Here is a 6000-nt window from a genome sequence, read left to right as displayed (position 1 = left end):
GAACGTAAGAGCTTCGTTTAGTGAAATAGAGATGCGAGCGGTGAAGATCTCGGTGGGGGGGGGGGGGGGGGTCTGGGGGGGGGGGGGGGGGGGTGGCGGCGACTGGGGCTTCGGGGGGGGTGCGTGGTAAAAGCGCCCCCAGCGGCCCATCGGGGGGGGTGCGGGGGTGAACCCCCCGCCACCCGCCCCTTCGCCGTCCGTCCTCAGCCTCCGGACGGACCGAAGCTTTCGGACGGATCGAAGCCTCCGGACGGACCGGGCAGCTCGGCCCGCCCGGCGCGGTCATGCCACGCCCGCGCCGCCGCCAGCCCCGCGCCATACAGGGCCAGCACCACCGCCAGCAGCGCGTAATAGACCGGCGGCAGCGCCGACATGGAGAGCACCGGCCCCAGCGGCGACAGCGGCAGCAGCAGTCCCACCACCGCCAGCCCGGTGACCGCCACCCGCACCGGACCGGGCGCCCGGCCCTCCGCCGCATGCCTGCCGGCCCTCAGCAGCAGCATCACCATCGCCTGTGTCAGCAGGTTCTCCGTGAACCACCCGGCGTGGAAGGCGACCTGCCCCCGCTCCTCGCCCAGCGACCGCACGGCCAGCGCCAGCACCCCGAAGGTCGCCAGGTCCGCCGCCGCGTTCAGCACCCCGAAGCCCGTCACAAAGCGCACCAGCGCCCGCGGCCGCAGCACCGTGGGGCGCAGCCGGGCCGCCGGGGCCGGGCGGTCGAAGGCGAGGGCGAGCTGTGCGGCGTCGAAGCACAGGTTCTGCACCAGCACCTGGGCCGGGAGCATCGGCAGGAAGGGCAGCAGCAGCCCGGCCGCCAGCATCGCGATGACATTTCCGAAGTTGGACGACAGGGTGATCCGCAGATAGGCGGCGATATTGCCGGTGCTGCGCCGCCCCGCGTCGATCGCCCGGTCCAGGGCGGTGAGGTCCTTGGCGGCGAGCACCACATCGGCCGCCTCGCGCGCCACATCCACTCCGTCGCGCGGGCAGATCGCCACATCGGAACCGTCCAGCGCGACAAGGTCGTTGACCCCGTCGCCGAGGAAGCCGGTCGCATGGCCGCCGGCCCGCAGGGCGCGCACAATGCGGGCCTTGTGCTCGGGGGTGCACCGGGCGAAGACCGTGGTGCGGGCGGCGAGTTCGGTCAGTTCCGGCCGGCCCATGCCGTCGATGCGGCCGGCGGTGATCACCTCGCCCGGTTCCAGGCCCAGTTCACGGCAGACCCGGGCGGCCGTGCCGGGGTGGTCTCCGGTGAGTACCTTGACGGTGATCCCGCGCTCCGCGAGCACCGCGAGCGCCTCGGCGGCGGTGGGTGCCACGGCGTCGCGCAGCGCCACAAAGCCGGTGAAGGTCAGGTCGCGCTCGTCGATCTGGGTGTACGGGCGGTTGCGGGCGGGTCGTTCGGCGCGGGCCACCGCGAGCACCCGCAGTCCGTCCGCCGCGAGCTCCCCGGCCTGCCCGGCCAGCCGCTCGCGGGTGGCGGCGTCGAGGGCACAGCGCTCCAGCACCTCCTCGGGGGCGCCCTTGACGACCAGGGTGTGCACATTCGCCAGCCCGAACCGGGGGGAGCCGGTCCGGCGGAGGACGGCGGTGGCCAGCCGGCGCCCCGGGCCGCACGGCAGGGCGGCGACGCCCTCGTACTCCTCGCCGTCCTCGAGTTCCGCTTCGGCCGCGTCGAGGACCGCCTCGTCCAGGGCGTCGGGGGTGGGCAGTTCGGCGAGCTGGAGCGTCCACAGGGCGTTGCGGGCGGCCCAGCGCAGCACCTCGGGGTCCGGCCGGCCGTCCGCGTCCAGGGCGCGGTCGAAGACGGGCCGGTCCTGGGTGAGGGTGCCGGTCTTGTCGACGCACAGCACGTCCATGGCGCCGAGGTCGTGCAGCGCGGGCAGGCGCCGGACGATGACCTCGCCGCCGCGGGCGAGCAGTGCCGCGCTCCGGGCCAGTGCGGCCGTCACCACCACGGGCAGCATCTCGGGGGTCAGACCGACCGCCACCGCAACGGCGAAGGGCAGCGTCTCCAGTCCGCGCCCGCGCAGCAGCGCGTCGAAGATCAGCACCAGCGGCGCGGTGAGCAGCATGAACCGGATCAGGGTCCAGGCGATGCCATTGACGGACCGGTCGAACGGGCTCCGCCGTTCCCGCGGACGGGCCCGGCCGCCGGAGAAGGCGCCGGACAGCAGGGTGTCCGCGCCGGTGGCGACGACGACTCCGGTGCCGCTGCCGGAGACCACGCTGCTGCCCTGGAAGCACAGGTGCGGCCGGTCGAATCCGCCGGGGGTGTTCTCCTCGGCGGCTCTCCGGCGGGCCGGGATGGTGCGCAGCGGGCCGTCGTCCGGTACCTGCTTGCCGACCGGGGCGGACTCGCCGGTCAGCGGCGCCTGGTGGACGGTCAGGCCGGTCGCGCGCAGCAGGCGCAGGTCGGCCGGGACCAGGTCGCCGGGGCCGAGCAGGACGACATCGCCCGGCACCAGCTGATCGACGGGGAGTTCGCGGGTCACCGGCGGTGCCAGGTCGCAGGCCCGGCGCCGCACGGTCGCCGTGGTGGCGACCAGTTCGCGCAGCGCGGCCGTGGCGCGGTCGGCGCGGTGTTCGCCGGTGGACCGCAGCACACAGCTGACCAGCACCAGGACGGCGATCACACAGGCGGTGCCCCAGGAGGTGAGGGCCGCCGAGATCAGGCCGAGGCCGATGAGGACGGCGGTGAAGGGGTCGCGGAGGCTGCGGGCGAAGCGGCGGGGCCAGGGGTCGGTCCGGTGGCCGGGGAGGACGTTCTCGCCGTAGTGCGCCAGCCGTTCCTCGGCCCGTTCCTCCACCAGCCCGCGCGGTCCGCTGTCGAGTGCGCGCAGTACTTCCAGGGTGGTGCCGCCGGTGCGGACGGCCCGTGGCCCGGCGGAGCCGGGGGCCGCCTGGCCGGCCTCAGGCGCCCAGGCCACGGAGGCGCCCGGCGCCGACGGGTGCACCGGCGCCGCGCCGGCGGTCGGAGAGCTGGCCGACCATGAGGCGGACGATGGTCACCACATCGGGGTCGTCCACCAGATACACCACCCGGCGCCCCTCGCGCCGGGACCGCACCAGTCCCGCGAGCTTCAGCTTGGCCAGGTGCTGGCTGATCGCGGGCAGTGCGCCACCGACCCGCTCGGCCAGCCCGCTCACATCGCTCTCGCCCTGGGCCAGGGCCCAGACCAGATGCAGCCGCGCCGGTGAGGCGAGCAGCCCGAAGGCGGCGGCGGCCTCGGTCAGCACCTCCGCCGACGGGTCGGCGGGGCGTTCGACGACCCCCTCGAAGCTCTCGAATCTGCCGACGCCTGCCGCCACTGTCGTTCTCCCGTCCCTGTCGGACATCCCTACGTCCGGGAAGAAGCCCGGGAACGACCAGTCTAGGCAACGGCGCCAGAACCACCGTGTGAACACATGATCGATTCGATGGGGATGGCAAACCAGCCGTGACCCATCCCAGTGGTGTGCCCCCCGGCACCGCACAGTGGCCCACCGGCAACCGACCGGTGAGCCACTGACCTGCCCTACTGCCCTATGCGCGCACCAGCCGGGGGCTCCTCGCCGCCGCGATCGTCACCAGCGCCGCCACCGCCAGCAGGCCGCCCAGCCACAGCGCCCCCGACAGCGACACGGCGTCCACCGCCCGGCCGCCCAGCAGCGCCCCCAGCGAGATCGCCACATTGAAGACGGCGACAAACAGTGCCGACGCCGCCTCCCGCGCCTGCGGTGCCATCGTCAGCAGCCAGGTCTGGGTACCGACCGACACCCCGCCGTATGCCAGCCCCCACACCACCAGCAGCCCGGTGGCCGCCACCGTGCCACCGGCCCCGGAGACCAGCGGCACCACCGCACCCAGCACCGCCGCGATCACCAGCAGCAGTCGGCGGGGGTGCCGCGTCGCGGCCGCCCCGGCGAGGAAGTTGCCGGCCACCCCGGCCACCCCGTAGACCAGCATCAGCACGCTGATCATCCCGGCGTCCGTGCCCGGCACCCGCTCCAGCGCGGGCCGGACAAAGGTATAGCCCGCGAAGTGCCCGCTCACCAGCAGCAGGACGACCAACAGCCCCACCCGCACTCGCGCATCGCGCACCAGCCCCCGCACCGCCCGGAACGGAGCCGCTTCCTCCGCCGGCAGCGGCGGCAGCAGCACGGCCAGCGCCACCGTCACGACCGTCGCCAGCGCCCCCATCACCACAAACGGCGCCCGCCAGCCGCCCGCCTCACCGATCAGCGCGCCCGCCGGCACCCCCAGCACCGATGCCACCGCGATCCCGCTGAACACCACCGAGGTGGCGGGCCCCACGGACTTCTCCGGCACCAGCCGCACGGTCAGCAGCGGCGCGATCGCCCACACCCCGCCGATGGACACTCCCACCAGCACCCGCAGTCCCACCAACACCGCGATGTTCATGCTGACGGCCGACAGGAAGTTCGCCGCGGCCAGCAGCCCCATCAGACCCACCAGCACCCACCGCCGGTCGAACCGCCCCGCCACCCCGGTGAGCAGCGGCGCCGCCACCGCCGCCACCAGCCCCGGAACCGTCATGGTCAGCCCCGCCGTACCGTCCGACACATGCAAGGCCGAACCGATCGGGCTGAGCAGCCCGATCGGCAGCATCTCGGTGGTGACCACCGAAAAGATCCCGGCCGCCACTGCCAGGACGGCGGGCCAACCCCCCGTAGTTCTGTTCTCTCCCATGCGTTTCAGCCTGGGTGCGCGCACCCCCGGGAACAACGGCGGATCGCTCACCCTTCTATGAGCAGGACTCATCGATTAAAGGTATGAACATGACCGGACTGGACCTGCGCGAGCTGGAATGCTTCCTGACCCTCGCCGAGGAGCTGCACTTCGGCCGCACCGGCGAACGGCTCTATGTCTCCCAGAGCCGCGTCAGCCAACTGCTGCGCTCCCTGGAGAGCCGCATAGGCGCCCGTCTCGTCGAACGCACCAGCCGCCGGGTCGTCCTCACTCCGCTCGGTGAACGCCTCCACACCGGGCTGCGCCCCGCGTACGACGCCCTCCGGGCCACCGTCGACGACGCCCGCACCGCCGCCCGGGGCACCGAGGGCACCCTGCGCATCGGCTTTCAGGGCACCGCCGACGGCAGGGTGATGACCGCGGTGGACACCTTCCAGGCCCAGCACCCCGGCTGCACCCTCGAGATGACGGAGATCCCGCTGGCCGACCCCTTCGGCCCCCTGCACCGGGGCGACATCGACGCCGCGATCGTGCTGCTGCCGGTGCGGGAGCCGGACCTCTGCCTGGGCCCGGTCTTCTCCCGGCAGCCGCAGACCCTCGCCGTGTCCATCCGGCACCCCTTCGCCCGCCGCCCGTCCCTGTCGGCCGAGGACCTCGCCGACTGCCCGCTCATCGGCGTCACCGACAGCGCCCCCGGCTACTGGCGCGCCGCGCACACCCCGGCCGTCACCCCCGGCGGGCGGGCCGTGCCCGCCGGGCCGCTGGTGACCACCCTGCAGGAGGGCATCACCCTGATCGCCGCCAACCGCGGCGGAATGCTGCTCTGCCGGACCACCGCCGACTACCACGCCCGCCATGACATCGCCTTCGTCCCGGTCACCGGAATCCCCGAGTCCGCCCTCGGCCTGGTCTGGCGCCGCGACGAGGAGACGGCTCGGGTACGGGCGTTCGGCGAGGTGCTCGCCGCGGTCTGCGCCTGACCCCGCCGTGCATGCGCGCGAACTGCCGCGAATGCCCGGGAACTCCGTGGAACCCCCTCCCCGTCCGCTGCGTCGAACTCCTGACCACACCGGTGATCGGAGAGATGAGATGACTCGCAAGTCCGTAGCATCCGCAGGAGCATTGCTTGCTGCGCTTGCCATGATCGGCGCCATATCGGCCTACCGGGACGCGGCGGCCGAGCCGAACACCGGTCATCCGGCCGCGCCCACGACCGGGCACCAGGTCGAGAACCCCGGTGGCAGCGGCTACTGGACGCCCGAGCGGATGCGCGACGCGATCCCCGACTGACAGTGAGGATGCATCCC

Annotated in this window: 5 protein-coding genes; 2 read left to right on the top strand and 3 right to left on the bottom strand. The window is 73.6% G+C overall.

The window, feature by feature from the left end; genetic code table 11:
- Positions 1-203: 203 nt before the first annotated feature.
- The 3 genes from mgtA to ABCR83_RS13410 all read right to left on the bottom strand — a co-directional run bounded on the left by mgtA (position 204) and on the right by ABCR83_RS13410 (position 4693).
- Positions 204-2930 (bottom strand): magnesium-translocating P-type ATPase, encoded by a 2727-nt coding sequence (gene mgtA, locus ABCR83_RS13420; protein WP_462695176.1) that lies wholly within the window; start codon positions 2928-2930, stop codon positions 204-206.
- The gene (locus ABCR83_RS13415; protein WP_462695175.1) at positions 2914-3312 is read right to left on the bottom strand and encodes an ArsR/SmtB family transcription factor; all 399 of its coding nucleotides are present in this window, start codon (positions 3310-3312) and stop codon (positions 2914-2916) included. Before ABCR83_RS13415 ends, mgtA begins: the two co-directional genes overlap by 17 nt.
- 214 nt (positions 3313-3526) lie before the next feature.
- Complete coding sequence (locus ABCR83_RS13410; RefSeq protein WP_462695174.1) at positions 3527-4693, bottom strand: MFS transporter; 1167 nt, start codon at positions 4691-4693, stop codon at positions 3527-3529.
- An 89-nt stretch (positions 4694-4782) separates the two neighbouring features.
- Here ABCR83_RS13410 and ABCR83_RS13405 point away from each other — a divergent pair, with 89 nt between their 5' ends.
- Positions 4783-5673, top strand: coding sequence for a LysR family transcriptional regulator (locus ABCR83_RS13405; RefSeq protein ID WP_462695173.1), 891 nt, complete (start codon positions 4783-4785; stop codon positions 5671-5673).
- Between the two features lie 142 nt (positions 5674-5815).
- Positions 5816-5983, top strand: a complete 168-nt coding sequence (locus ABCR83_RS13400) for a hypothetical protein (protein ID WP_462695172.1) — start codon at positions 5816-5818, stop codon at positions 5981-5983.
- The last annotated feature ends 17 nt before the right edge of the window (positions 5984-6000 follow it).

The organism is Streptomyces xingningensis, from assembly GCF_054957865.1.
This window is presented reverse-complemented; position numbering and strand designations above follow the sequence as displayed.

Bases quoted from the DNA above. Each gene is read 5' to 3' on its own strand.
- ABCR83_RS13405 (WP_462695173.1), top strand. From the start codon at position 4,783: ATGACCGGACTGGACCTGCGCGAGCTGGAATGCTTCCTGACCCTCGCC.
- ABCR83_RS13410 (WP_462695174.1), bottom strand. From the start codon at position 4,693: ATGGGAGAGAACAGAACTACGGGGGGTTGGCCCGCCGTCCTGGCAGTG.